The organism is Rhizobacter sp. P3_B12 (genome assembly GCF_056402895.1).
Genome location: NZ_JBFUGN010000797.1, coordinates 1 through 2880, shown reverse-complemented (window position 1 = coordinate 2880; position 2880 = coordinate 1). Strand labels below are relative to the sequence as shown.

Here is a 2880-nt window from a genome sequence, read left to right as displayed (position 1 = left end):
GCGCAAGCTCATCACCTACATGATGGAAGACCCGCGCACCATCTCGTCGAGCATCGACCTGGTGTTCGTCGCCAAGGCGATCGAGCGCGTGGGCGACCATGCGAAGAACCTCGCCGAGGTCATCATCTACGTGGTGATGGGCACCGACGTGCGCCACAACTCGCTCGAGAACGTCGAGTCGATGGTGCGATGACGCGAACTGCTGCAAAGGGGATCCAACGATGAGCCAGGTGCTGGTGGTCGAAGACGAATCGGCAATCGCCGAGCTGATGTCCATCAACCTGCGCCATGCGGGCTACGAGGTGGTGGTGGCGGCGACGGCCGACGAGGCGCTGGTGCAGGTCGACCGCGTGCTGCCCGACCTGGTGGTGCTCGACTGGATGCTGCCCGGCGAATCCGGCATCACGCTCGCGAAGCGCTGGCGCTCGCAACCGCGCACCCGCGAGCTGCCGATCATCATGCTGACCGCGCGCGCCGCCGAATCCGACAAGATCTCGGGCCTGGACGCCGGTGCCGACGACTACCTGACCAAGCCGTTCTCGACGCACGAGCTGATGGCGCGCATCCGTGCGGTGCTGCGCCGCAAGGCGCCCGAGGCGCTCGACTCGGCGGTCGAGGTCGGCCCGCTGAAGCTCGACCCGGCGACGCGCCGCGTCTCGCGCGAAGGCCATGAGGTTCGCGTCGGCCCGACCGAGTTCCGCCTGCTGCATTTCTTCATGACGCACCCGGAGCGCGTGCACAGCCGCTCGCAGCTGCTCGACCGCGTCTGGGGCGACCATGTCTTCATCGAGGAGCGCACGGTCGACGTGCACGTCAAGCGCCTGCGCGAGGCGCTGAACCCGGTCAACTGCTCGCAGATGATCGAGACCGTCCGCGGCGCGGGCTACCGGCTGACGCAGCAGGTGCAGTCGCAGTCGCTGTCGGCCTGAGCCTGCCTGCCCTCGGCCTGACACGGACCTGATGCGATGAACTGGCTGCTGCCGCGCTTCCTGGCCGGCGTCCTCGCGATGGCGGTCGGTGGCGGGCTCGGCCATGTGCTGGGCGAGATGGTGCATGCGCCGCTGGTCGGCCTGTGGCTCGGCACGCTGCTCGGTGCGAGCGCGGTCGCGCTGATCGACGCGGTGCGCGGCTACCGGCTGATGCGCTGGCTCAGCGGCTCGCTCGAGGGCTCGGCCCCGCGCGACACCGGCTTCTGGGGCGAGATGGGCTACCGCATCGAGCGCGCCGTGGTGGCGCGCGACCGCACGGTGAGCCGCGAGCAGGGGCGCCTGGCGCATTTCCTGTCGGCCATCGAGGCCTCGCCGAACGGCGTGCTGCTGCTCGACGAGAACGACCAGATCGAATGGTGCAACTCGGTGGCGGCCGACCACTTCGGGCTCGACCCGGTGCGCGACAAGCGCCAGCGCGTGACCAACCTCGTGCGTGCGCCGGTCTTCGTCAGCTACCTGCAGGCCGGCGCCTTCGACCAGGCGGTGACGGTGCCCGACCTGCGCAGCCGCGGCACGCTGTCGGTCTACATCCGGCCCTACGGCGACGGCCTGAAGCTGGTGCTGTCGCTCGACATCACCGAGCGCGAGCGCTCCGAGGGCATGCGGCGCGATTTCGTCGCCAACGTCTCGCACGAGATCCGCACGCCGCTGACGGTGCTGTCGGGCTTCATCGAGACCATGAGCAACCTGCCGCTGACCGAGGTCGAGCGCCGCCGCGTGCTGACGCTGATGGGGCAGCAGACGCAGCGCATGCAGACGCTGGTGGCCGACCTGCTGACGCTCGCGCAGCTCGAAGGCAGCCCGCGCCCGCCGAGCGACCGCTGGGTGGCCGTCAGCAAGCTGTTCGGCCAGGCGCAGGCCGATGCGAGCGCGCTGTCGATGGGGCGCCACCAGCTGAGCTTCTCCGGCGCCGATGCGGCGCAACTCGCTGGCAGCGAAAGCGAGCTGATGAGCGCGGTCGGCAACCTGGTGACGAATGCGGTGCGCTACACGCCGGAAGGCGGGCGCATCACGGTGAACTGGCGGGTGCGCGAGGATGGTGCCGGCGAGGTGGCGGTCAGCGACACCGGCCCGGGCATCGCGCGCGAGCACCTGCCGCGGCTGACCGAGCGCTTCTACCGCGTCGACGGCAGCCGCTCGCGCGACACCGGCGGCACCGGGCTCGGGCTGTCGATCGTCAAGCACGTGGTGCAGCGGCACGGCGGCGAGCTCGACATCCACAGCGAGATCGGCAAGGGCTCGCGCTTCTGCCTGGTGCTGCCGGCGGCGCGGGTGCGCTTCCTGGAGCCGGCGCCGGATCCTCGCCGAAGCGTGCCGCAGGTTCAAGACTCGTAGCCCGGATGCCAATCCGGGTGCGGCTTTTCCCGGAATGTCTTCCGGGCTACGGTCCGCGGCGGTAGACCGCGGCCACCTCGTCGCTGTCCGAGGGGCGCAACTCCCGCGTGACCAGCTGCCAGCCCTGCGGGGCCGGCGCCTGGCGGCGCAAGGTCTCCATCACGATCAGGAACTCGCACAGCGTGCGGTCGGGTGCCTGCGTCGCGTCGACGCGGTAGCCGCCGAAGTACTCCAGCGCCACCAGCTGCGCGCGGCTGAGGCCGGGCGCTGCGATGCACACGTCGCTCGGCACATGGCGCGCGATGCGCGTCACCAGCGGGCGGTAGCTGCGCGCGTAGTCGAAGAGCGGCAGCCCGAGCGTCATCAGCAGCGACCAGCACAGCGCGACGCCGCTGGCCGGCAGCACCAGGCTCTTCCACAGCGGATGGCGGTGCCGCCCGGTGCGCCACTTCACCAGCCACAGCCAGGCCAGCGTGGCCGCGATGGCCGTCAGCAGCGCCAGCAGCGAGAAGTTCGGGATGAAGCCCGGCGCCAGCCGCGCGACGTTGGCCGCCGG

Annotated in this window: 3 protein-coding genes and 1 pseudogene; 3 read left to right on the top strand and 1 reads right to left on the bottom strand. The window is 70.6% G+C overall.

Annotated elements, in window-relative coordinates; translation table 11 throughout:
• The 3 genes from AC1D01_RS28145 to phoR all read left to right on the top strand — a co-directional run.
• The coding region (locus AC1D01_RS28145) for a PhoU domain-containing protein (protein ID WP_477872282.1) at positions 1 to 193 on the top strand (193 nt) is incomplete at its 5' end.
• 28 nt (positions 194 to 221) lie between these two features.
• A complete protein-coding gene (gene phoB / locus AC1D01_RS28140) occupies positions 222 to 929 on the top strand; it encodes a phosphate regulon transcriptional regulator PhoB (protein WP_477872280.1) in 708 nt (235 codons plus the stop codon).
• A 36-nt stretch (positions 930 to 965) separates the two neighbouring features.
• On the top strand, positions 966 to 2324 hold the full coding sequence (gene phoR / locus AC1D01_RS28135; RefSeq protein WP_477872278.1) for a phosphate regulon sensor histidine kinase PhoR: 1359 nt from the start codon (positions 966 to 968) through the stop codon (positions 2322 to 2324).
• A 46-nt stretch (positions 2325 to 2370) separates the two neighbouring features.
• Here the strand turns inward: phoR and AC1D01_RS28130 are convergent.
• Positions 2371 to 2880: pseudogene (locus AC1D01_RS28130) on the bottom strand (hypothetical protein); the annotation flags it as partial.